The 23,578-nt window shown below is 41.6% G+C and carries 23 protein-coding genes; 16 read left to right on the top strand and 7 right to left on the bottom strand.

Going from position 1 to position 23,578, the window contains the following annotated elements; genetic code table 11:
- Window positions 1-229: 229 nt before the first annotated feature.
- Together M1E86_RS00350 and mdtD are read left to right on the top strand one after the other, a co-directional pair.
- Window positions 230-928, top strand: coding sequence for a FadR/GntR family transcriptional regulator (locus tag M1E86_RS00350; protein WP_213914579.1), 699 nt, complete (start codon window positions 230-232; stop codon window positions 926-928).
- 48 nt (window positions 929-976) lie between these two features.
- Window positions 977-2,380, top strand: a complete 1,404-nt coding sequence (gene mdtD, locus M1E86_RS00345; protein WP_426099218.1) for a multidrug transporter subunit MdtD — start codon at window positions 977-979, stop codon at window positions 2,378-2,380.
- On the opposite strand, the gene rbsR is transcribed toward mdtD, so the two are convergent.
- The 6 genes from rbsR to rbsD form a co-directional block, all read right to left on the bottom strand.
- Window positions 2,377-3,378 (bottom strand): ribose operon transcriptional repressor RbsR, encoded by a 1,002-nt coding sequence (gene rbsR / locus M1E86_RS00340; protein ID WP_369463360.1) that lies wholly within the window; start codon window positions 3,376-3,378, stop codon window positions 2,377-2,379. The two genes, mdtD and rbsR, sit on opposite strands and share 4 nt — an antisense overlap.
- Before the next feature lie 3 nt (window positions 3,379-3,381).
- Window positions 3,382-4,311 (bottom strand): ribokinase, encoded by a 930-nt coding sequence (gene rbsK, locus M1E86_RS00335; RefSeq protein WP_125893857.1) that lies wholly within the window; start codon window positions 4,309-4,311, stop codon window positions 3,382-3,384.
- Between the two features lie 77 nt (window positions 4,312-4,388).
- On the bottom strand, window positions 4,389-5,279 hold the full coding sequence (gene rbsB / locus M1E86_RS00330) for a ribose ABC transporter substrate-binding protein RbsB (protein ID WP_102140435.1): 891 nt from the start codon (window positions 5,277-5,279) through the stop codon (window positions 4,389-4,391).
- Window positions 5,280-5,297: 18 nt separating this feature from the next.
- Window positions 5,298-6,260: a ribose ABC transporter permease gene (rbsC, locus tag M1E86_RS00325; RefSeq protein ID WP_125893853.1), complete on the bottom strand. Its 963-nt coding sequence runs from the start codon at window positions 6,258-6,260 to the stop codon at window positions 5,298-5,300.
- Window positions 6,257-7,771 (bottom strand): ribose ABC transporter ATP-binding protein RbsA, encoded by a 1,515-nt coding sequence (rbsA, locus tag M1E86_RS00320; RefSeq protein WP_213914578.1) that lies wholly within the window; start codon window positions 7,769-7,771, stop codon window positions 6,257-6,259. The genes rbsC and rbsA overlap by 4 nt, the downstream gene beginning before the upstream one ends.
- Before the next feature lie 7 nt (window positions 7,772-7,778).
- On the bottom strand, window positions 7,779-8,198 hold the full coding sequence (gene rbsD, locus M1E86_RS00315) for a D-ribose pyranase (protein WP_213914577.1): 420 nt from the start codon (window positions 8,196-8,198) through the stop codon (window positions 7,779-7,781).
- 281 nt (window positions 8,199-8,479) lie between these two features.
- Between rbsD and ravA the strand changes: the two genes are divergently transcribed.
- Both ravA and viaA read left to right on the top strand, forming a co-directional pair.
- Complete coding sequence (gene ravA, locus M1E86_RS00310; RefSeq protein WP_213914576.1) at window positions 8,480-9,997, top strand: ATPase RavA; 1,518 nt, start codon at window positions 8,480-8,482, stop codon at window positions 9,995-9,997.
- 2 nt (window positions 9,998-9,999) lie between these two features.
- Window positions 10,000-11,457 (top strand): ATPase RavA stimulator ViaA, encoded by a 1,458-nt coding sequence (gene viaA / locus M1E86_RS00305; protein ID WP_125893844.1) that lies wholly within the window; start codon window positions 10,000-10,002, stop codon window positions 11,455-11,457.
- On the opposite strand, the gene asnA is transcribed toward viaA, so the two are convergent.
- Window positions 11,458-12,450 carry an aspartate--ammonia ligase gene (gene asnA / locus M1E86_RS00300; RefSeq protein WP_213914575.1) on the bottom strand — a complete coding sequence of 331 codons (993 nt, stop codon included), beginning with the start codon at window positions 12,448-12,450 and terminating at the stop codon, window positions 11,458-11,460.
- Window positions 12,451-12,611: 161 nt separating this feature from the next.
- On the opposite strand from asnA, the gene asnC reads away from it, so the two are divergent.
- From asnC to atpD, 12 genes are all read left to right on the top strand, one after another.
- Window positions 12,612-13,073, top strand: coding sequence for a transcriptional regulator AsnC (asnC, locus tag M1E86_RS00295; RefSeq protein ID WP_125893840.1), 462 nt, complete (start codon window positions 12,612-12,614; stop codon window positions 13,071-13,073).
- Between the two features lie 91 nt (window positions 13,074-13,164).
- Window positions 13,165-13,605, top strand: a complete 441-nt coding sequence (mioC, locus tag M1E86_RS00290; protein ID WP_213914574.1) for an FMN-binding protein MioC — start codon at window positions 13,165-13,167, stop codon at window positions 13,603-13,605.
- Window positions 13,606-13,982: 377 nt separating this feature from the next.
- Window positions 13,983-15,872 (top strand): tRNA uridine-5-carboxymethylaminomethyl(34) synthesis enzyme MnmG, encoded by a 1,890-nt coding sequence (gene mnmG / locus M1E86_RS00285; protein ID WP_213914573.1) that lies wholly within the window; start codon window positions 13,983-13,985, stop codon window positions 15,870-15,872.
- Between the two features lies 1 nt (window position 15,873).
- Window positions 15,874-16,494 (top strand): 16S rRNA (guanine(527)-N(7))-methyltransferase RsmG, encoded by a 621-nt coding sequence (rsmG, locus tag M1E86_RS00280; protein WP_213914572.1) that lies wholly within the window; start codon window positions 15,874-15,876, stop codon window positions 16,492-16,494.
- 600 nt (window positions 16,495-17,094) lie between these two features.
- Window positions 17,095-17,472 carry a F0F1 ATP synthase subunit I gene (gene atpI / locus M1E86_RS00275; protein ID WP_125893832.1) on the top strand — a complete coding sequence of 126 codons (378 nt, stop codon included), beginning with the start codon at window positions 17,095-17,097 and terminating at the stop codon, window positions 17,470-17,472.
- A 33-nt stretch (window positions 17,473-17,505) separates the two neighbouring features.
- A complete protein-coding gene (gene atpB, locus M1E86_RS00270) occupies window positions 17,506-18,324 on the top strand; it encodes a F0F1 ATP synthase subunit A (protein ID WP_042846803.1) in 819 nt (272 codons plus the stop codon).
- A gap of 48 nt (window positions 18,325-18,372) precedes the next feature.
- The gene (atpE, locus tag M1E86_RS00265; protein WP_004093904.1) at window positions 18,373-18,612 is read left to right on the top strand and encodes a F0F1 ATP synthase subunit C; all 240 of its coding nucleotides are present in this window, start codon (window positions 18,373-18,375) and stop codon (window positions 18,610-18,612) included.
- A gap of 58 nt (window positions 18,613-18,670) precedes the next feature.
- Complete coding sequence (atpF, locus tag M1E86_RS00260) at window positions 18,671-19,141, top strand: F0F1 ATP synthase subunit B (protein ID WP_042846802.1); 471 nt, start codon at window positions 18,671-18,673, stop codon at window positions 19,139-19,141.
- Between the two features lie 12 nt (window positions 19,142-19,153).
- Window positions 19,154-19,687, top strand: a complete 534-nt coding sequence (gene atpH / locus M1E86_RS00255) for a F0F1 ATP synthase subunit delta (RefSeq protein WP_125893831.1) — start codon at window positions 19,154-19,156, stop codon at window positions 19,685-19,687.
- A 14-nt stretch (window positions 19,688-19,701) separates the two neighbouring features.
- Window positions 19,702-21,243, top strand: coding sequence for a F0F1 ATP synthase subunit alpha (gene atpA / locus M1E86_RS00250; protein ID WP_004906297.1), 1,542 nt, complete (start codon window positions 19,702-19,704; stop codon window positions 21,241-21,243).
- Window positions 21,244-21,295: 52 nt separating this feature from the next.
- The gene (atpG, locus tag M1E86_RS00245; RefSeq protein ID WP_125893829.1) at window positions 21,296-22,159 is read left to right on the top strand and encodes a F0F1 ATP synthase subunit gamma; all 864 of its coding nucleotides are present in this window, start codon (window positions 21,296-21,298) and stop codon (window positions 22,157-22,159) included.
- A gap of 34 nt (window positions 22,160-22,193) precedes the next feature.
- On the top strand, window positions 22,194-23,576 hold the full coding sequence (atpD, locus tag M1E86_RS00240; protein WP_004906293.1) for a F0F1 ATP synthase subunit beta: 1,383 nt from the start codon (window positions 22,194-22,196) through the stop codon (window positions 23,574-23,576).
- Window positions 23,577-23,578: the final 2 nt, after the last annotated feature.

Raw genomic sequence — 23,578 nt, 5'->3', positions numbered from 1 at the left:
CTGGGTTTTGAAGTTTTCTTCTAACCAGTTTGTCGTGACAACGGATGCGCATTATAGGGAGTCGAAAAATTCTCGCAAGTGTTTTTTTGAATTTTTATTTTGTTCGTGTTTTTTTTAGCCAAAAAGGTATTTATAAGTTAAATTCGGTCTATATATTGACTATTTCAGCAGCAATTGCGCACCTACTCACGTAATATATGTATCTAAGAATTATGCTTTGAGATGAATTATGGAATTAAGTAAGCAACAAACAGCCTCACAAAAAAATCGTTCTTATATTATTGCAGAAAATCTTGGCCAGTTGATTTTAACCAGCACCTATTTACCTGATTCCACTTTACCTAGCGAATTAGAATTATCAGAACAATTCCAAGCAAGTCGAACAGCAATAAGAGAAGCAATAAAAATATTAGCTGCAAAAGGTATGGTGTTAGCTCGCCCCAAAATAGGTACCCGGGTTATGCCGCCCTCAAATTGGAATTTTTTAGACCAAGATCTCTTAACGTGGTGGTCCAATAGCGAAGAGCAATCTGTCGTGATGGAACACTTTAAAATGGTTCGACTCGCAATAGAACCTCAAGCTTGTTATCTTGCGGCTATACATGCAACAAAAGAACAAAAACAATCATTACAATTATTAGCAAGTGAAATGCAGTTACTCGCCAAAGAATTTGATAGGGCGCATTGGGTGAGAGTTGATTATCATTTTCATTTAACTATTTACAAAGCTTGTGCCAACCCCTTCCTAATTTCTTTTGCTAATTTATTCCGTTCTATTTATCAGCGTTATTTTGATGTCATCACTGATAATGAGGTTATAGAGGTCGAAATTCATCAACAACTTGCCAATGCAATTATTCATGGTAAAAGTACAATAGCACTCGACCTTTGCTATAACTTATTAACAATTACCCAAAAGCAAGACTAACGAAACAATATTCCAATTGAAGCTTTAATTTACTTGTATAGGTAACTGATGTTCAAAACAGCTAAAAATATGTCAGGCCTTCCATGGATTGCGGCAATGGCCTTCTTCATGCAAGCGCTCGATGCCACCATTTTGAATACGGCTTTACCCGATATTGCAAGGAGCCTTGATCACTCACCGCTTACAATGCAGTCAGCTGTGGTCAGCTATACGCTTACTGTTGCTCTATTAATCCCTGTCAGCGGCTGGTTTGCTGATAGATTTGGCACAAGGCGTATATTCATTTTAGCGGTTTCTTTGTTTTCTTTTGGTTCATTACTTTGTGCCCTTTCGCCTTCCTTAAATTTTTTAGTAACCTCAAGGGTTATTCAGGGTATTGGTGGGGCAATGATGATGCCAGTTGCCCGTTTAGCCTTAATAAGGGCTTACCCTCGAAGTGAATTACTGCCAATATTAAATTTTGTCACTATTCCTGGTTTAGTTGGTCCAATTTTGGGGCCTCTGTTAGGTGGTATATTAGTCACCTATGCAACTTGGCATTGGATATTTATTATTAATATTCCTATTGGTGTTTTAGGTATCTTTTATGCATTAAAACATATGCCTGACTTTAAAATGCCAAAACGTAAATTTGATACTTTAGGGTTCTTATTGTTTGGTTCTGGCTTAGTCATGCTATCTGTCAGCCTAGACTTATTCAGTGATAAGTCCCTTTCAACATCAATTCCAGCCACTATTGTCTTAGTCGGCTTTCTCTTCTTATTTGTTTATATTTTCCATGCAAGACGTACTAAGCATGCAATAATTCCCTTGAATTTATTTAAAACTCGCACTTTTTCTATTGGGATAAGCGGTAATATTGCAACACGCTTAGGGACAGGCAGTATTCCATTTTTAATGCCATTAATGTTGCAGGTGGGTTTTGGTTACGAAGCCGTTGTGGCAGGAATGATGATGGCACCACTAGCAATAGGGTCAATCACTGCTAAATCGGGAGTTACTCGAGTCTTAACTAAGTATGGCTACCGTAATACATTATTTGTTATCACCATTATTATCGGATTAATGATTGCACAGTTTTCCTTACAATCACCAAGTATGTCGATTTATCTGTTAGTTGTACCTTTATTTATTTTAGGAATGGTGATGTCTGTACAGTTTACTGCAATGAATACTATTTGCTTGGCTGATTTAACAGACAATAATGCAAGTGCGGGAAATAGTATGTTAGCTGTGACTCAGCAGCTATCGATAAGCTTCGGTATCGCAGTCAGTGCTGCAATCTTAAACTTCTATGGTGGACAACCTAATAGCAATACGGTCGATAATTTCCACTACACCTTTATTACCGTTGGCGTCATTACTCTTATCTCGGCTTTTGTCTTCTTATTATTAAGTAAGACAGACGGTGATAATTTAATAAAAAATAAAACCAAAAAAGCGAAGAATTAATATTTTTTAACCGATTGGCGTTCAATTAGCTCAGGGGTAAGAACCAAAGCACTCGCATTTGCCTCTGGGTTATCCATTCGGTAAATAAGTTGGTCAACAGCCTGTTGGCCTAACTTATCTTTTGGCTGATGAATTGTTGTGAGTGGTGGGATCATATAAGGCGAAAGATCGATATCATCATAACCAATAATTGAAATATCATCCGGCACTTTCAAACCCTTTTGGTATATCGCTTGATAAGCGCCTACCGCCATCGCATCATTACCTGCAAAAATAGCCTCAGGAGGGATAGGTAAATTGAGCAATTTATTCATTGACTCAAACCCACCAGCAAATTCAAAATCACTGAAAATGATATAATCATCATAAATATTAATACCGCCATCTGTCATGGCTTGAATAAAACCTTGATGACGCGCTCTTGCTGGTGATTTATCTTGTGGCCCTGCAATACAGGCAATACGAGAGAAACCAGCTTCGATAAGGTAACGAGTGGCTATTTCCCCACCAAGAAAAGAGTTATCTTGAATGATATCGCCTTCCGACTCAAAGGGGGACCAATCCATCATAACTGTTGGCACAGCAGGGTAACGAGCCAAAACATTTTTTGATGGCCCCTGTACTTCTGTGCACATAATCAATAACCCATCAACACGCTTTTGTAGCAAAGTTTCTAAACTATGATTCATTCGCTGAAGGTCACCTTCAGTGTTGCACAAAATCAAACTATAACCACGTTCGTAGCAACTACGTTCTACACCCCGTACTACCTCTGCGTAAAATGGGTTATTACTTGTTGTCAGTAACATCCCAATTGTATTCGTACGATTCATCTTCAAACTACGCGCTAAAGCAGAAGGTGCATAATTTAACTCTTCAATCGCATTTTTAACGCGTATGGTAATGCTTTCGCTGACATAGCGATTTTGGTTAATAACGTGAGAGACGGTGGACGTCGACACCCCTGCAAGGCGTGCCACATCTTTCATTGTTGCCACAAGTTAATCCTGTTGAGTCAAAAACTGGTCAATTTCTTTACGCCATGGAACTGAGGGTTGAGCTCCTGGGCGAGTCACCGCTATCGCTGCCGCTGCATGGGCAAAAATAATCGCTTCGTCGTCAGCCTTACCTTCAAGTAGTGCTGTAACATAAGCCCCATTGAATGTATCACCTGCGGCAATAGTATCCACTGCTTTTACGCGAAATGCAGAAATTATTTTACCTTCACGCCCTTTTTCACTATACCAAACACCTCGAGAGCCGAGTGTTATCATCACTTTACTAATACCTTTTTGATGTAAGACTTCAGCCGCATCTTGAGCACCTTGATTATCATTAACCGTAATACCCGTTAAATGTTCAGCTTCTGTTTCATTTGGCGTGATGATATCAACTAGTGATAATAATGAATCTGGTAATGATTGAGCGGGAGCCGGGTTCAAAATGACTTTTGTATTGTTTTTCTTCGCGATTTCAGCGGCCATTTGCACTGTTTCAATAGGGGATTCCAATTGCATCAGTACGGCATCCGCTTCCACTATTTTTTGCTGATATTGAGCCAATCGTTCTTTGGTCAGTCGTGCATTTGCACCTGCATTGATACCAATTATGTTTTCCCCTTGTTGGTTTACATAAATAAGGGCAACACCTGTCGTTTCACCTTCAACGACGTCAATACATTCAGTTTTAATATTATCGAGAAATAATTGTTTTTTTATACTCGCACCAATATCATCATCACCAATACAAGCGATAAACGTTATGTCAGCACCACTGCGACCTGCTGCAACCGCTTGGTTGGCACCTTTCCCACCAAATGCAACTTGGTAATGATCGCCTCTAACAGTTTCACCCGGCTGAGGGAAATGCTTAACATTTAATATATGATCCGCATTAATACTACCGAGAACCACCAACTTTGCTGTACCCATAACGTTTATTTCCTTTTCTATGACCCAATGGATCGCAAATTAAATAAACCGCCACAGTTCCCCATGGCGGTTTTATCTTATTGTTTAACCACTAATTCCAATTCAACTGGAACCGTTGGATCCACTTTTTCGCCTTTTAAGACTTTATCTGCAATCTGTACACCAACAATCCCAATTTGGTCTGGGCGCTGTGCAATAGTTGCACCTAATTTTCCGCCTTCAACGGCTTTAATACCATCATTTGTACCATCAAAACCAACAACCAGAACATCAGTACGGCCTGCGGTTTGTAAAGCTCTTAACGCACCTAATGCCATTTCATCATTTTGCGCAAATACCGCTTGAACAGCAGGGTGTGCCGTTAACAAATTTTGCATTACGTTCAAGCCTTTTGTTCTATCGAAATCCGCGGGTTGGCTCGCCAGTAAATTGAATTTGTGCTCTTTTGCTCCAGTATTAAAACCTTCGCCGCGCTCACGCGCTGCTGATGTACCTGAAATACCTTCTAATTGAATAACTTTAGCTTCATTACCTGTTTTTTGCGCAATATAGTCGGCAGCCATTTTCCCGCCCATCCGGTTATCGGATGCCACATGGCTGACAACTTCACCTTTGTTAGCCGCTCTATCTAAAGTGATGACAGGTATATTGGCTTTATTCGCCATTAATATTGAGTTGCCTACCGCATCTGAATCCGTTGGGTTAATTAACATTAATTTTGTCCCACGAACGGTTAAATCTTGTACGTTTGCTAACTCTTTAGCAGGGTTGTCTTGGGAATCTAAAACAATCAGTTCATAACCTAATTTATCCGCTTCTTTTTGTGCGCTGTCTTTCATCGTCACAAAGAATGGGTTATTCAATGTAGAAATGACAAGTGCAATGCTATCTTTCGCCATCGCATTGACACTAACAGTTGCACTCAGTGCAACTGCCGATAATAACGTTGCTAGTTTGTTCAGTTTCATAATAATTTTCCTGTAGGGTTACTTTTTATTATCAACAAGTACAGCAAGTAAGATGACGACCGCTTTAACAATCATCTGGTAGTTTGACGAAATACCTAATAAGTTTAATCCATTGTTTAAAAAACCAAGGATAAGTGCACCAATCAATGTTCCGACGATACGCCCCTTGCCACCAGCAAGACTGGTACCACCAAGTACAACCGCAGCGATAGCGTCAAGTTCATACCCATTACCTGCCATTGGCTGAGCCGATGATAAACGTGCAACTTCAATGACACTCGCCAATGCTGCTAGCAGTCCACATAAGGCATAAACCACGATTTTAATGCGGTCGACATTAATACCAGAAAGACGGGTAGCCGCTTCATTTCCACCTAATGCATAGATATAACGACCAAGGCGAGTATGGTGCAACATATACCACGCAGCCGCAAAAACGATGATCATTAACCAGACAGGGGTAGGTATACCAAATGGGCGGCCAATACCAAACCAGCCAAATAAGTCTGCGTTATCACTAAACCCTGTATTGATAGGACTACCGTCGGTGTAAACCCGTGTCACACCCCGCAGTAATAACATCATGACGAGTGTCGCAATAAAAGCTTGAACTTTTCCTTTTGCGACAATCACCCCCGTACATGCCCCAATTGCAGCACCCAGTGCCAATGCCCCCGCAACCGCCACTAAGGCATTAACGTCGGCGCTAACCATTGAAGCTGCAACAGCGCCCGTTAAGGCTAATAAAGAGCCAACAGAGAGGTCAATACCCGAGGTCAAGATAACTAGCGTCATCCCAACGGCCATAATAGCGTTGACGGAGGTTTGTTGTAAGATATTGAATAGGTTATTAACCGTAAAAAAATTCGGGCTTAATGTTGATACGATGGCAATCAAAACTAATAGTGCAATTAATGATTTTTGCTCCATTAGCCATGCTTTGCTAAACCAGCGCTTTGATGATGCTGTAGTTGAACTCATACTGATAACTCCTGAACTGAGCCATAATTTTTACCCACTGCGGCTGCCATTAAGGCTTCCTGTGTCGCGTCTTTGGCTGAAAATTCGCCGCTGATATGACCTTCGTGCATCACCAAAATGCGGTCACTCATTCCTATTACTTCAGGCATTTCTGAAGAAACTAAAATGATACTCAGCCCTTCTTTTTTAAACTGGTTAATTAGTTGATAGATTTCTTTTTTAGCACCAACGTCTACACCGCGCGTTGGCTCATCGAGGATCAGTACTTTTGGCCTTGTCATCAAACCGCGTGCAATGGCCACTTTTTGCTGATTTCCACCAGAAAGATGACCAATTATTTGGTCCATAGACGGGGTTTTAATATTGAATAACCGAATGAAATCGCTAACGGTTTGCTGCTCTTCACCATGCTTGAGACGTCCTCCCGGACGACTGAAATAACGTAATGCCGTCAATGACATATTTTCTTTCACTGACATACCTAATACTAATCCATCACGTTTGCGGTCTTCTGAAATATAAACAATGCCACTGTTTAAGCCATCTTGTGGTGTTTTCAGTGTTATGGCTTTGCCTTCCAGTTTTATCGTGCCTGATTTTTTTGTCGCTGCGCCGTAAATGATTTTCATCAACTCTGTACGCCCCGCGCCCATTAAGCCAGAAACTCCTAAGATCTCCCCTGCTTTCAAAGTAAAACTCGCATCGGTAACACCGGGACCAGATACATTTTGCAATTGCAGACGGATACTTCCTTCTGGCACATCAACCCTTGGATATTGGTCTTCCAGTTTGCGACCAACCATCATTTCAATCAGTTTTTCTTCTTCTAGTTCACTAACGGGTTTCTCACCAATAAACTGGCCATCGCGGAACACGGTCACATCATCGCAAATTTCAAAAATTTCTTTTAAACGATGGGAAATATAAACAATGCCACAGCCTTGAGCTTTTAAGTCTTCGATAACTCTAAATAGGGACTCTGTTTCCGTGTCTGTAAGTGCATCAGTGGGTTCATCCATAATGATCACTTGTGATTGGAAGCTCAGAACTTTGGCAATTTCGACCATTTGTTGTTCGCCAATAGAAAGCTCTGCAATAGTTTGATGGCTATCATAATCAAGATTAAGTCGTTTAAGCAGTTTGTCCGACTCACTGAACATTTTTTTCCAGTCAATTTTGCCAAATGCATTCACATATTCTCGACCAAGAAATATATTCTCTGCGATAGTTAATTCAGGTATTAAATTGAGTTCTTGGTGGATAATCCCTATTCCTGCTTCTTGGGAGCTTTTAGGGCCGTTGAATGCGACTTCTTTACCTAAATAGCGGATTTGACCGGCATCTTTTTTATAAATACCCGTTAACACTTTCATCATGGTTGACTTGCCAGCCCCATTTTCCCCCACCAGCGCCATGACTTTTCCTGGGTAGACATTTAATGTAGCCCCACTGAGCGCTTTTACCCCAGGAAATGATTTATCGATCCCGATAAGTTCTAATAAAGGTTGCATAATCACCTCAGAAAGTCACACCAGAGCAAAGAATAATGTTAGCGAACGGTGAGCATTCTCCGGTGCGGATCACCGCTTTACTGTCATGAGTCAATTGTTTAAAGCGTTCATGACTACAATAAATAATTTCAATCGTATTTTTTTGAATGACTTCCAACTGTTGTAAGTGATCCAAAATAGCGATTTCCATTTGTGGGTTAATGGTACGGATTTCCTCAGCTAGAATGACTTTTTCGACTTGCATCTCTTGGGTGATCACACTTAAAACTGACATGAAATCGGGTAAACCTTGCGTAATGGCTAAATCAATACGTTCCGTTCCTTGTGGGATCGGTAGGCCTGCATCCGCAAGCGTTATTTGGTCTGTATGACCTAACTTTGCAATTACAGAAGTAACATTGGCATTTAGTAAAACACCCTTTTTCATTTTTCACCGCCATTCTGATAAGCGAAACGTTTCGCTCATGTAATAATAGTAAAGATAAGTCACAACTCAATATTGATGGTCAATATTTGTGATCGGTATCGAAACGTTTCGTTCGTATTAGAAAAGCTAAAAAACAATAACTTATTGAATCACTTATAGCTGAATCGTTTTTTCTGATTTCTTGGGGCATATCAAAGAAAAATGGAAAAATAGGTCGCAGTATGTAATAAAAGAAATTGATAGTTTTGATATCAACGCCTCTATTAATAAAAGGAATAAATATGCAGCTTGCTGAACGAATAGCCCAATTAAGCAATTACCTTGAAAGCGGTTTGTATGAACGCCAGCAAGCTATTCGTTTGTGCCTATTAGCCACATTAAGTGGTGAAAGCGTATTCCTGCTAGGCCCTCCGGGTATTGCCAAAAGTTTAATCGCCCGAAGAATGAAGTATGCTTTTCGTCATGCGAATGCTTTTGAGTACTTAATGACGCGATTTTCAACACCTGAAGAGATCTTTGGCCCGCTTTCAATACAGGCACTAAAAGATGAAGGGCGATATGAACGTTTAACCAAAGGTTATTTACCTGACGCTGAAGTGGTATTTCTTGATGAGATATGGAAAGCGGGTCCCGCTATTTTAAATACTTTATTAACAGCGGTAAATGAGCGCAAGTTTCGTAATGGAGATGAAGAAAAACCAATTCCTATGCGTCTATTAGTCACCGCATCAAATGAATTGCCCGATGCAGATAATAGTCTTGAAGCCCTATTTGACCGAATGTTAGTCCGTATTTGGCTGGATAAAGTGCAAGAAAAACAAAATTTTCGTGCGCTTTTAACTGGAAAATCCTCTTTGGATGAACCCCAAGTCCCTGAACATTTAAAAATCAGCGATGAAGAGTACCAACAGTGGCAGCAAGAAATTCCAAAAATTACGCTGCCCGATCACTGTTTTGAACTTATTTACCAATTACGCCAACAATTAGATGCTACAGATAAACAACTTTATGTTTCCGATAGGCGCTGGAAAAAAGCGGTTTATTTACTGCAAGCAAGTGCATTTTTTAATGGCCGTAGCAGTGTTTCGCCCCTTGACCTCGTGTTATTGAAAGATTGTCTCTGGCACGACATGCAATCGATGAAGACTTTACCGCAACTATTGCAATCATTATTGCAAGAAGATGGCTGGCAACAGCGAAAGTTAACCCGTGAAATAGAGCAAATTTATCAGCAATGGATGTCATCGACCCAAGACCAAAACAACCAAGATGCATTTAAAGTCAATAAAAACAATGCGATGTTTGCTCGTAAGGTATCTTATGTATTGCCTGAAAATATCAGTGACGGTCGAGTTACCCTGTTTTTACATCGCCCGCTGCAACTGCATAATATGAAAGTTACTTTTGTAACAACCGATAAAAAAGCCCTGATAACCTTCTTAAATAAAGGAACAACACTAGCCGCTCACCTAAATGGGATTGGTTTTGCGCAAGAAATTACTGCTGAGGTAAATAATTTAAATCAGATACAGTTATTAGATGTAAGCCATCAATCATCCACTTTATACATTCAAGATAAAACTTCATCACTTGTGCCCAATACAAATAACCAAGAGTGGCTAAATAAGCTGGATAAAATCCAAGAAGAGATTCAAACCGCGCGCTATCAGTTTGAAAAGCAGCAGCCCAATTTATTTATTGAATCTCACTGGCTTGCGGATATTGAACAAAGCTTCATGAAACTCACTGAAAAACTAAACCAGTTACGTAACCAAATCACGGGTAAAGTGGCCGAATAACGATGATGAGTTTAGCCACATTAGAAATGTTGCTTTCGGTTAATGAAGGCCAATTAATCGAAGAGATCATTATATCTTTGCTAGCAACTCCTCAATTAGCGGTGTTTTTTGAAAAACACCCTCGATTAAAAAAAGCTTTACTCAAAGATTTATCGGGTTGGAAAAAAGATCTCAAACAGCGTATGCAAGATGCGCTTGTTCCCGCACAACTTTCAGAAGAATTTGAACTTTATCGTCAATCCCTTGGAATTTCGACAGATGCCTTTTTTAACCAATTACCAAGTGTTATAGCAAAACTTCAGCAGCTGGATTCCCCGTTTTATCGTGAGGCGCACCAGCTACAAAGTGGAAAAATAGAAAACCGCAGTGCAAGGCAATCATTATTTGTTCAAAGATGGCGTATTAGCTTAATTTTACAAGTTACAACGCTGCATAAAGAGTTATTAGAACAGGAAAAAGAACAATTGCTGGCGGAACTACAGCGCCGACTGGCGCTTAGTGGTAATTTAGAGGATATTCTTGGCGAAAATGAACGAGCAGCAGGGCGGCTGTGGGATTTAACCAAAGGTGTAAATATGACTTCAGCTTATAATGACCAATTATTAAGCCGATACAGTGATTTTTTACGTCAGCAGCCGGAACTCGAAAAAATAGCGCAATTATTAGGCCGTAGCCAAACCGCGCAAGCGATCCCTGATGATAGCGTGGTGCTAGAACCAATGACTATTATGGAGAAAGTCCCCGAAACGGTACCTGAGCAAGTCAACGGTTTAAATCAAAGTGACGATATTTTACGGCTATTACCCGCAGAACTCGCCATGTTAGGCCTTGAAGATATTGAATTTGAATTCTATCGAAAATTACTCGAAAAACAGCTTCTAACCTACCGATTACAAGGGGATAGCTGGCAAGAAAGAAAAGTTCTGCGCCCTATTACCCATCACCATGATGAAGAGCAGCCAAGAGGGCCATTTGTTGTATGTATTGATACATCGGGTTCGATGGGTGGTTTAAATGAACGCTGCGCCAAAGCCTTTTGCCTTGCGTTAATGAAAATTGCGCTGGCGGATAACCGAGCATGCCATGTGATGTTATTTTCTACCGAAATAGTACATTACGATTTACTTTCTATTGATGGCCTAGAGCAATGTATTCGTTTTTTACATCAAACATTTAAAGGTGGGACTGACTTAGCAGCTTGTTTGCAAGAAACTGCACTAAAATTGGAATCAAAGCAGTGGATAGATGCGGATGCCGTGGTGATTTCTGATTTTGTTGCTCAGCGTTTACCAGATGAGTTAATTCAGAAAATAAAAGCTATGCAGAAGAAAGGTAAATACCGCTTCCATGCGGTATCTGTGTCAAATTATGGGAAACCCAGTATCATGAAGATCTTTGACCATATTTGGCGTTTTGATACTGGGTTAAAAAGCAGGCTGTTACGCCGCTTTAGCCGCTAATTACAGCATACCTTCAACGGACTCTTGCATTTCAGTACCCCATACACCACATTGCACTTGCCCAATGTGTTGGCGTTGGAGAAGTAGCATGACTAAGCGTGACTGGCCAATACCACCACCGATAGTTTGTGGCATTTCGCCTTTTACTAATGCTTGGTGCCACTCTAACTCCATACGTTTTTCATCGCCAGTTAAACTTAATTGGCGAGTCAAACATTCAGGGCTTACACGAATTCCCATTGAAGAGAGCTCAAATGCGTCCTGTAAAATAGGGTTCCACACAATGATGTCGCCGTTCAAACCACAAAAACCGTCTTCATTTTTTGTTGTCCAGTCATCGTAGTCAGGCGCACGAACATCATGTGATTCACCATTAGATAGCTTACCACCGATACCAATTAAGAATACCGCGCCTAATTCTTTTGCGATTGCGCGCTCACGCCCTTTCGCATCTAAATCAGGGTAGCGCTGTAACAACTCTTCACTGTGAATAAAGTGGATTTGGTCTGGCAGGAACGGTGCCAACCCAAACTCTTTACTGACGGCAGCTTCTGTTTCTTTTATTGCCTTATAGATTTTACCCACTGTCTGCTTCAGATAAGGAAGAGTACGCTCCTCATCTGCCATCACTTTTTCCCAATCCCACTGATCAACATAGACGGAGTGGATTGGGGTTAAGCGATCCTCGTCCGGGCGCAACGCTTTCATATGCGTGTATAGACCTTGGCCTTTACTAAAACCGAAACGACCTAATGTTTTACGTTTCCATTTAGCCAAAGAATGAACCACTTCAAAGGTTGCACCTGGAATTGATTTCACTTTTACTTGAACGGCCTTTTCGCTGCCAGATAAGTTGTCTTGAGTACCATCCCCTAAACGGCTTAGGATTGGCCCTTGAACTTCAATCAACCCTAATTCTCTTTCAAGTAAACGTGAGAAATACGATTTCACAAAACTAATTTGTTGCTGATGTTCGATAAATGACTTGTCCATAATTTATTCCCATAATTTGTTAGCTGTGTTAGCTGATGTATAGATTAAGCAACAAAATGAGGTATAAATTCAATATCCATCATTAAAAAAAGCCTTTATTGTTTATTTTGAATAAAAAAACAGGTATAAAAATGAATAATCGTTAAAATAGAGGTGAAATAATGCCGGAAAATTATCAAATCGATAATCTCGATCGTGACATACTTCACGAATTAATGGGAAATGCACGTACACCGTATGCAGAATTAGCTAAAAAATTCGCTGTTAGCCCTGGGACAATTCATGTCCGCGTCGAAAAAATGAAGCAAGCAGGAATTATTAAAGGCACACGTATTGATATCAACCCAAAACAATTAGGCTTCGATGTTTGTTGCTTTATTGGCATTATTTTAAAAAGTGCAAAAGATTACCCAACCGCACTAAAAAAATTGGATGCCTTAGAAGAGGTTGTCGAGGTGTACTACACAACAGGGCAATACAGCATTTTTATTAAAGTGATGTGCCGTTCTATCGATTCTTTACAAGACGTACTTATCAACAAAATTCAGACCATTGATGAGATACAATCCACTGAAACACTGATCTCCTTACAAAACCCGATCTTACGAACAATCAATCCGTAGAAAAAAAATGATATAACCACATTATCCACAGGTAGATCCCAGCTCATTCACAGCATACAATAGCGCCCTATTATTGTGAAAGAGAATCACCATGACAAAAGTAACCTTAATAAGTGGCAGTACAATGGGCAGTGCGGAGTATGTTGCCGAGCACATGGCTGAGATTTTAGAAGAACTCGGTCATGAAACTGAAATTCAACATGGTCCAAAGCTTGGTGACTTAACACTTGAAGGCATATGGCTGGTGGTAAGCTCAACACATGGTGCAGGTGATCTCCCTGAAAATATTCAACCTCTTTTTGATTCAATAGAAGAAAGCGCTCCTGATCTCAGCCAAGTTCAATTTGGTTCTGTAGGGATCGGCAGCTCGGAATATGACACTTTCTGTGGTGCGATCCACAAAATAGATGCTTTATTAATCAAACAAGGGGCTAAAAGGATCGGTGAATGTTTGGAAATTGATGTCCAACAACACGAAATACCGGAAGATCCCGCAGGTGAATGGGTTAAAATTTGGGCAAACGAACTCTAGTTTGATTAAATTACCAGCAATCAACTGTGGATAACTCAGGGAAGATCCCGGTATTAACCCGTAGTTATCCAGAGTATAAGTTTTAAGACCGACAAGGGCTGTGCATAAGTACCCTTTTTGATCCCAGCTTATACGCAAACGGATCACGGATCATTCACAGTATATGATCCTTTACACTTTTATGATCTTTAAAGTGAAAATCCACTTATCCACAGAAACCCGTGATCCTAATAAAAGATCTAATAAAGAGATCTTTAAATAAAAAGATCTTAATATTATATAAGGGAGAAACCTAAAGCTTGGTCTCTTCCTCAAACTTGAGTAGAATTCTCTCCTCAAATGCACAATCCGCATTTTCTAACGTTTAAGGTTCACACATGTTTTATCCAGAGCAATTTGACGTCATCGTAATTGGTGGTGGTCATGCCGGTACTGAAGCAGCAATGGCAGCTGCACGTATGGGGCGTCAAACCCTATTACTGACTCACAATATTGATACATTGGGCCAGATGTCTTGCAACCCAGCCATCGGTGGGATCGGTAAGGGGCATCTGGTTAGAGAAATTGATGCCCTCGGTGGCTTAATGGCTACAGCAACCGACAAAGCAGGTATTCAATTTAGAACATTAAATGCCAGCAAAGGGCCTGCAGTTCGTGCAACTCGAGCACAAGCTGACCGTGTTCTTTATCGCCAAGCTGTCAGAATGGCTTTAGAAAACCAGCCTAACTTAATGATTTTCCAACAACCTGTAGAAGACTTAATTGTTGAAAACAATCGAGTTACAGGCGCTATTACCCGCATGGGCTTAAAATTTAAAGCCAAAGCTGTGGTATTAACTGTTGGTACTTTCCTTGATGGTAAAATTCATATTGGTTTAGAAAATTACAGTGGTGGTCGAGCAGGAGATCCTCCTTCAATTTCACTTTCTCAACGTTTGAGAGAATTACCTTTACGTGTTAATCGTTTAAAGACAGGAACGCCACCACGCATTGATGCAAGAACTATTGATTTCAGTCAGTTAGCTCAACAGCTAGGTGACGACCCAATGCCTGTTTTTTCATTTTTAGGTTCACAAGATCAACATCCACAACAGATGCCTTGCCATATCACCTATACCAATGAAAAAACCCATGAAGTGATCAGAAACAATTTGGATCGCAGCCCTATGTATGCAGGAGTGATTGAAGGGATCGGCCCACGTTACTGCCCTTCGATCGAAGATAAAGTCATGCGTTTTGCTGATAAAGATTCACATCAGATCTTCCTAGAACCTGAAGGCTTAACTAGCAATGAAATTTATCCTAATGGGATATCCACCAGCTTACCATTTGATGTCCAAATGCAAATTGTTCATTCTATGAAAGGAATGGAAAATGCGAGGATCATTCGTCCTGGCTATGCCATTGAATATGATTTCTTTGACCCTAGAGATCTCAAGCAAACGCTTGAAAGTAAATTTATTGATGGACTATTCTTTGCTGGCCAAATTAACGGCACGACAGGTTATGAAGAAGCAGGAGCTCAAGGCTTATTAGCAGGCCTTAATGCGGCACAACACGCCTTTGGTTTAGAAGGTTGGTTCCCTCGTCGTGACCAAGCTTACATTGGCGTATTGGTTGACGACCTTTGTACTTTAGGGACAAAAGAACCCTACCGCATGTTTACCTCACGTGCGGAATACCGTTTGATGCTACGTGAAGACAATGCGGATTTACGTTTAACCGAAAAAGGGCGTGAGTTAGGTTTAGTCGATGATATTCGTTGGGCTCACTTTAACAACAAAGTGGAACTGATTGAAAAAGAGCGTCAGCGCTTAAAAGACATTTGGGTTCACCCTAAATCAGATAACCATACAGAAATAGATGAAATTTTAACCGTTCCGTTATCAAAAGAAGCGAACGGTGAAGATTTACTGCGTCGTCCTGAAATGACTTATCAAATGCTGACGTCATTGAATTTATTTGCCCCTGCGATCACTGATCCACAAGCCGCGGATCAAGTGGAAATCCAAGTTAAATACGAAGGTTATATTGCGCGCCAGAAAGAAGAGATCGAAAGACAGTTACGCAATGAAAGCACGATGTTGCCTGTTGACCTTGATTATAAACAGGTTAAAGGGTTATCAAACGAGGTTATGGCAAAATTAAATGATCATAAACCAACCTCGATCGGTCAAGCTTCACGTATATCAGGGATCACCCCTGCGGCAATTTCTATTTTACTTGTTTGGTTGAAAAAGCAAGGCATGCTGCGCCGGAGCGCTTAACATGGATTTATTATCAAAACTCAATCAATTACTTGCCAAAACCGATATCGATTTAACGGAAAAGCAAAAACAGCAGTTAGTTGATTACGTTGGGTTATTAGTTAAATGGAACAAAGCCTATAACTTGACGTCTGTGCGTGACCCACAACAGATGTTAATCCGTCATATCATGGATAGCATAGTGGTGAACGGTCAACTCATCGGGCAACGTTTTATTGATGTTGGAACAGGCCCTGGTCTACCAGGCGTGCCTTTAGCGATTGTTCGACCAGATTCCCATTTTGTTCTGTTGGACAGCCTAGGGAAGCGTGTACGCTTTTTGAAACAGGTTCAACATGAGTTAGGGCTGACTAACATCGAACCTGTTCAATCTCGTGTTGAAGAATATCCGGCTGGAAATGGTTTTGATGGTGTGATTAGCCGCGCATTTGCATCATTAAACGATATGTTGAGTTGGTGCCATCATTTACCTTCAAAAGAAGGGCGTTTTTATGCACTGAAAGGCGTCATTCGTGATGATGAAATGGCACTACCAGAAGAGTTTATGATTGAATCGATCACTGAACTTGAAGTGCCCGAACTTGATGAGCAGCGTCATTTAGTTAAAATTTCGATGAAATAAAGTTGCTTTCTATCAAATAATTTTATCATTTAGAGCGATAGCTGGACGTTTACAAACGGCCAGCTATTTTTATTTTTCGTCAGATAATAAAAATATATATTTTACGTAGTATTTACACGGCAATAACGAATAAGTTGCAAAAATAAGGCGTTGAAAGAAAAAATGCAGGCTAGTTGATGCTTTTTACTTAATCGATTTAGCAAAAAAAATAGTTAATCGAAAAATATTGGATTTATTCCTTCAAAATTTTGCTTAGGAATTGCTTTCTTTAATTATTTGATTTACAGATTAAATCTATTTTTTATTATGAATAAAATTGAAGGAATAAATAAAGTGAATAAAGTTAAATGTGATATGCATCACATTTATATAAATATATGCAGCAATTCATTAACTATTTATTAAATATTATAGCGACAATTCTGCGCTAACTCGAAAAAATTAAATATTTATTCACCTTTTCGCTACTTACTGATTGAATTCATTTCGCCTGCCCGTATAATTTGCACGTTTTTGTCTCTTGACACATTTACGCAAAGGCAGTTTTATACAACACTTAGCGTTTCTGAGGCTGAGAAGAGCTGGGAGTAAACAAAAGTTATGTCTGTATCTCTTTATGACAACAAGCATGCTGTAAAGCAGTTGTCTGTTCAGTTGATAACTTTAGTGATCCTCAGTGGGGCTTTCTGTGCAAATAGTATAGAATGGGGGGCCTCTGCTCTTGCTGGTGGGTTAGCATGCTGGTTACCAAATATCGTATTTATGCTGCTATCACAATTTCAGAAAGCAAAAGGAGAGGATGAACCTGTCCGCATTGCCTGGTTCTTAGCATTAGGAGCAGGGCTAAAGGTTGTTACAACTATCGCTGTTTTAGTTGTTGCTTTCGGTGTGTTCAAAGCGTCATTAACACCACTGGGTTTGACCTATTTAGCGGTGCTAATTGTTCAGATTGTTGCACCAGCCGTTTTTAAACGGTAAGTATTTTTAAACTACAAAAGGGTAAGAGGCATCATGTCTGCATCAGGAGAAGTGATGACTACAGAGGATTACATAGGCCACCATCTGAGAAACCTTCAGTTGGACCTGAGTACCTTTAAGTTGGTCGATCCCCACGCTAGTCCAACATTTTGGACGTTGAACATTGACTCGCTTTTTTTCTCAGTAGTTCTCGGGGCTCTGTTCCTGTGGCTATTTAGAAGAGTTGCAGCCAATGCGACTAGTGGCGTACCCGGTAAGTTACAGACTGCAATAGAACTGATCATTGGTTTCGTTGATAACTCAGTCCGTGATATGTATCACGGTAAGAGCAAAGTTATTGCTCCTTTAGCATTAACAGTGTTCGTCTGGGTATTCTTAATGAACCTGATGGATTTACTCCCAATTGATTTCCTTCCGTATATTGCTGAACATTATCTCGGGTTACCTGCATTACGTGCAGTACCAACCGCAGATGTTAGTGTCACATTATCGATGGCTATTGGTGTGTTTATCCTAATCCTCTTCTACAGCATCAAAATGAAAGGAATTGGCGGATTTACAAAAGAGCTCACAATGCAGCCTTTTAATCATCCTGTCTTCATTCCAGTCAACTTGATTCTTGAAGGGGTAAGCCTGCTGTCAAAACCTGTATCACTCGGTCTGCGACTGTTTGGTAACATGTATGCAGGTGAATTGATCTTTATTCTTATCGCGGCTCTGCTTCCGTGGTGGTCACAGTGGTTGTTAAGCCTACCTTGGGCTATCTTCCACATACTGATTATTACGCTACAAGCCTTTATTTTTATGGTTCTGACGGTTGTTTATCTGTCGATGGCATCTGAAGAACACTAATTTAATTTTATCAATAATTGTATTAACTGAAACAAACTGGAGACTGTCATGGAAAACCTGAGTATGGATCTGCTGTACATGGCTGCCGCTGTGATGATGGGCTTAGCGGCGATCGGTGCTGCGATCGGTATCGGCATCCTAGGTGGTAAATTTTTAGAAGGTGCTGCTCGTCAGCCAGATTTAATTCCTCTGCTGCGTACACAGTTCTTTATCGTAATGGGTCTGGTCGATGCTATTCCGATGATTGCTGTTGGTCTGGGCTTGTATGTAATGTTCGCTGTTGCCTAATTAACGTTACGGAACACTGTAAGAACATTAATTCACTAATGAATATGAGGTATTGTCTGTGAATCTAAATGCAACAATCCTCGGCCAGGCTATCGCGTTTGTCCTGTTTGTTTGGTTCTGTATGAAGTATGTATGGCCACCGATTATGGCGGCCATTGAAAAACGTCAAAAAGAAATTGCTGACGGTTTATCTTCCGCAGAACGTGCTAAAAAGAACCTGGAACTGGCGCAAACCGACGCAACCGACCGACTGAAAAAAGCGAAAGCTGAAGCACAAGTCATCATTGAACAAGCGAATAAACAACGCACTCAAATGATTGATGAAGCAAAAGCAGAAGCAGAAGCAGAACGTGCAAAAATCGTCGCACAAGCGCAAGCTGAAATTGATGCTGAGCGTAAACGTGCACGTGAAGAGTTACGTAAACAGGTTGCGATGCTTGCTATCGCAGGTGCCGAGAAGATCATCGAACGTTCCGTGGATGAAGCTGCTAACAGCGACATCGTTGATAAACTAGTCGCTGAACTGTAAGGAGGGAGGGGCATGTCTGAAATCGCTACTGTAGCTCGCCCCTACGCCAAAGCAGCTTTTGACTTTGCTGTGGAAAACCAAGCTGTTGCTAAATGGCAGGAAATGCTGGCCTTCACCGCTGAGGTGACGCGCAATGAACAGGTTGGGGAGCTGCTTTCTGGTTCTATTGCACCAGAAACATTAGCTAAAACGTTTATCTCTGTTTGTGGAGATGAAATTGACGAGCATGTTCAGAATCTGATTCGTGTTATGGCAGATAACGGGCGTTTAACGACGCTACCAGAAGTTTTAACGCAGTTTATCCAATTGCGCGATTCTCTGGAATCAACCATTGAAGTTGATGTTTTATCCGCTAACGAACTGAGTGAACAGCAGTCAGCTAAAATTTCTGCAGCGATGGAAAAACGTCTGTCACGCAAAGTTAAGCTGAATTGCAAAATTGATAAGTCTGTTATTGCTGGAGTGATCATTCGTGCTGGAGACCTCGTCATTGATGGGAGTATCCGCGGTCGCTTAGAGCGTTTAACTGACGTCTTGCAGTCTTAAGGGGACTGGAGCATATGCAACTGAATTCCACCGAAATCAGCGAACTGATCAAACAGCGTATTGCTCAGTTCGATGTTGTGAGTGAAGCTCACAATGAAGGTACGATTGTATCCGTTAATGACGGTATTATTCGTATTCACGGTTTAGCCGAAGTCATGCAGGGTGAGATGATCGCGCTGCCTGGCAACCGTTACGCTATCGCACTGAACTTAGAGCGTGACTCTGTTGGTGCGGTCGTTATGGGTCCTTATGCCGACTTGGCAGAAGGCATGAAAGTTAAATGTACTGGTCGTATTCTTGAAGTTCCAGTAGGCCGTGGCCTGCTAGGACGTGTTGTGAATACACTGGGTCAACCAATTGATGGTAAAGGTCCTGTTGATAACGATGGCTTCTCTCCTGTAGAAGTTATTGCTCCAGGTGTTATCGACCGTCAATCTGTTGATCAACCAGTTCAAACTGGTTATAAATCAGTCGATGCCATGATCCCAATCGGTCGTGGTCAGCGTGAGCTTGTTATCGGTGACCGTCAAACAGGTAAAACTGCTTTGGCAATCGATGCAATCATCAACCAACGCGACTCTGGCATCAAATGTGTGTACGTGGCTATCGGCCAGAAAGCGTCTACCGTTTCTAACGTAGTTCGTAAACTGGAAGAGCACGGCGCGCTGCAAAATACTATCGTTGTTGTTGCTACAGCATCTGAATCAGCTGCTCTGCAATACTTAGCACCATATGCTGGTTGCGCGATGGGTGAATATTTCCGTGACCGCGGTGAAGATGCACTGATCGTATACGATGACCTGTCTAAACAGGCTGTGGCATACCGTCAAATTTCACTGTTGCTACGTCGTCCACCAGGGCGTGAAGCTTACCCAGGTGACGTTTTCTATCTGCACTCACGTTTACTTGAGCGTGCTGCTCGCGTTAACGCTGAATACGTAGAAAACTTTACTAAAGGTGAAGTTAAAGGCAAAACAGGTTCATTGACAGCTCTGCCTATCATTGAAACCCAAGCTGGTGACGTTTCTGCATTCGTACCAACAAACGTAATTTCGATTACAGATGGTCAGATCTTCCTGGAATCTAACCTGTTTAACTCTGGTATTCGTCCAGCGGTTAACCCAGGTATTTCAGTATCTCGTGTTGGTGGTGCTGCTCAGACTAAAATTATCAAGAAACTGTCTGGTGGTATCCGTACCGCACTTGCTCAGTATCGTGAACTGGCAGCGTTTGCTCAGTTTGCTTCCGACCTCGATGACGCGACTCGTAAACAGTTAAGTCATGGTCAGAAAGTAACTGAACTGCTGAAACAGAAACAGTACGCACCGATGTCAGTAGCAGAGCAGGCATTGTCTCTGTTCGCGGCAGAACGTGGGTTCTTGGATGATGTTGAGTTAGCGAAAATTGGTGCGTTTGAAGCTGCTTTAGTTTCTTTTGCACAGCGCGAGCATGCTGACCTTATGAACGAAATTGGCCCGGCTGGTAGCTATAACGATGATATCGAAGGCAAGTTGAAAAAACTGCTCGAATCATTTAAAGCAACTCAGTCCTGGTAATACTATTCGGCCCGAATTTTTAGGGCCGTCTGGTTAATAAGGAGAAGCAGAAATGGCCGGCGCAAAAGAGATACGTTCCAAGATCGGAAGTGTACAAAATACACAAAAGATCACTAAAGCGATGGAAATGGTCGCTGCGTCCAAAATGCGTAAAACGCAGGAACGCATGGCGGCCAGCCGTCCTTATGCAGAAACCATGCGCAGTGTGATTGGTCACCTAGCGTTAGGTAATCTGGAATATAAACACCCATATCTCGAAGAGCGTGAAGTTAAGCGTGTCGGGTATCTGGTTGTTTCAACAGACCGCGGTCTGTGTGGTGGCTTGAACATTAATCTGTTCAAAAAACTGTTAGCAGAGATGAAGTCATGGTCTGAGAAAAACGTTCAGGTTGATTTGGCTTTAATCGGTTCTAAAGCGGTATCATTCTTCGGGTCTGTGGGCGGCAATGTCGTGACTCAAGTTACCGGAATGGGGGATAACCCAACGCTTTCGGACTTGATTGGTCCAGTTAACACTATGCTACAAGCCTATGATGAAGGGCGTTTGGATAAACTGTATGTGGTGACGAATAAGTTCATCAATACAATGTCTCAGGAGCCAACTATTCTTCAATTGTTACCATTGCCTGCAAGTGATGATGAAACACTGAAGAAGAAGTCTTGGGATTACATTTACGAACCCGATCCTAAGGCGTTGCTGGATACCCTGCTACGTCGTTATATCGAGTCGCAGGTTTATCAGGGCGTCGTTGAAAACCTGGCTAGTGAGCAGGCCGCACGAATGGTAGCGATGAAAGCCGCTACTGATAATGGTGGAAACCTGATCAAAGAGTTACAGTTGGTTTACAACAAAGCTCGTCAGGCCAGCATTACTCAGGAGCTTACCGAAATCGTTTCGGGTGCTTCCGCGGTTTAACAGCTAGGTTTACGAATTACGTAGAGGATTCAAGATGGCTACTGGAAAGATTATCCAGGTAATCGGCGCCGTTGTGGACGTCGAGTTCCCTCAAGATGACGTACCAAAAGTGTACGACGCTCTTGAGGTTGTTAACGGTAAAGAAAAACTGGTGTTGGAAGTTCAGCAACAGTTAGGCGGTGGTGTTGTCCGTTGTATCGCAATGGGTACATCAGATGGCCTGAGCCGTGGTTTAGAAGTTGTAAACTTAGAGCACCCAATTGAAGTACCAGTAGGTAAAGCAACTTTAGGACGTATCATGAACGTTCTGGGTCAGCCTATTGATATGAAAGGTGATATCGGCGAAGAAGAGCGCTGGTCTATTCACCGTGCTGCACCTAGCTACGAAGAGTTAGCTAACTCAACAGAACTGCTGGAAACCGGTATCAAAGTAATGGACTTAATCTGTCCATTCGCGAAAGGTGGTAAAGTTGGTCTGTTCGGTGGTGCGGGTGTTGGTAAAACAGTAAACATGATGGAACTGATCCGTAACATCGCGATTGAGCACTCAGGTTACTCAGTATTCGCAGGTGTTGGTGAGCGTACTCGTGAAGGGAACGACTTCTATCATGAAATGACCGACTCAAACGTTTTGGATAAAGTATCACTGGTTTATGGCCAGATGAATGAGCCACCAGGAAACCGTCTGCGCGTTGCGTTGACTGGTCTGACTATGGCTGAAAAATTCCGTGACGAAGGTCGTGACGTACTGCTGTTCGTTGACAACATCTATCGTTATACACTGGCAGGTACTGAAGTATCAGCACTGTTAGGTCGTATGCCTTCAGCGGTAGGTTATCAGCCAACGCTGGCGGAAGAGATGGGTGTTCTGCAAGAACGTATTACCTCAACTCAAACAGGTTCTATCACTTCCGTTCAAGCGGTTTACGTTCCTGCGGATGACTTGACTGACCCATCACCAGCAACCACCTTTGCTCACTTAGACGCAACGGTAGTTCTGAGCCGTCAAATCGCATCACTGGGTATCTACCCTGCGGTTGACCCTCTGGATTCTACTAGCCGTCAGCTTGACCCACTGGTTGTTGGTCAAGAGCACTATGATGTTGCTCGTGGCGTTCAGTCTATTCTGCAACGTTACCAAGAACTGAAAGATATCATTGCAATCCTGGGTATGGATGAACTGTCTGAAGAAGACAAACTGGTTGTTGCTCGTGCTCGTAAGATCCAGCGCTTCCTGTCTCAACCATTCTTCGTTGCTGAAGTATTTACCGGTTCACCAGGTAAGTTCGTTTCTCTGAAAGACACTATCCGTGGCTTCAGTGGGATCCTGAACGGTGATTACGACCACCTGCCAGAACAAGCGTTCTATATGGTTGGTACCATTGAAGAAGCTGTGGAAAAAGCGAAAAAGCTTTAATC

This window comes from Providencia sp. PROV200, from assembly GCF_049901995.1.
GTDB lineage: Bacteria > Pseudomonadota > Gammaproteobacteria > Enterobacterales > Enterobacteriaceae > Providencia > Providencia rettgeri_E.
The sequence above is the reverse complement of the archived record's forward strand: the minus strand, read 5'-3'. Positions and strand labels throughout refer to the sequence as shown.